This window comes from Aminobacter sp. P4_D5, from assembly GCF_056401815.1.
Map to the genome: position 1 here is coordinate 1 of NZ_JBFUIP010000835.1, position 658 is coordinate 658.

Consider the following 658-nt stretch of genomic DNA (forward strand, 5'->3'; position numbering starts at 1 on the left):
GGGTGCGCAGCACCTCGATGAAGGAGGGCTGCCGCATCGCCTCGCGCACCGCCTGGTTGAGCCGGTCGATGACCGGCCGCGGCGTGCGGGCCGGCGCGTAGATCGCCTTCCACAGCCCGCTGTCCAGCGTGCCGCCGAGCTCCAGGATGGTCGGCGTGTTCGGGAAGAGCGCGATGCGCTGCTTCGCCGCCACCGCCACGCAGCGCGTGCCAGTGTCGCGCGTCATGGTCTCGGCGCCGCCGGCGGGCAGCGACATGCAGTCCACCTGGCTCGCCATGATGGCCTGCATGCCCGGCGCCTGGCCGGTGAAGGGGACGTGCAGCATCTCGACATGCTGCTCGCGGATCACGCGCTCCATGGCGAGGTGCGAGGTCGAGGCCACGCCCCAGCTCGCGAAGGTGATGGCGCCGGGCTCCGCCTTGGCCGTGTCCATCAGCCCGCGGAAGTCGCGGATGTTCGACTTGGACGGGCCGACCACATAGGCGAAGGGCACGTTGGCGACGAAGCTGATCGGCGCGAAGTCGCGGTCGGCATCGTATTGCAGGCTGCGATAGGCGGTCATGTTGATCGCCTGGGTGTCGACGATGCCCATCCACAGCGTGTGGCCGTCCGGGGCGGCGCGGGCCGCGGCCGTCGCGCCAACACCGCCGCCGGCACC

1 protein-coding gene is annotated in these 658 nt (G+C 71.3%); it reads right to left on the reverse strand.

Translation table 11 applies throughout. The annotated features are described in order from the left end of the window. Positions 1-658: Bug family tripartite tricarboxylate transporter substrate binding protein (locus AC1DWF_RS35295; RefSeq protein ID WP_476843116.1), on the reverse strand; the 658-nt coding region annotated here is incomplete at both ends.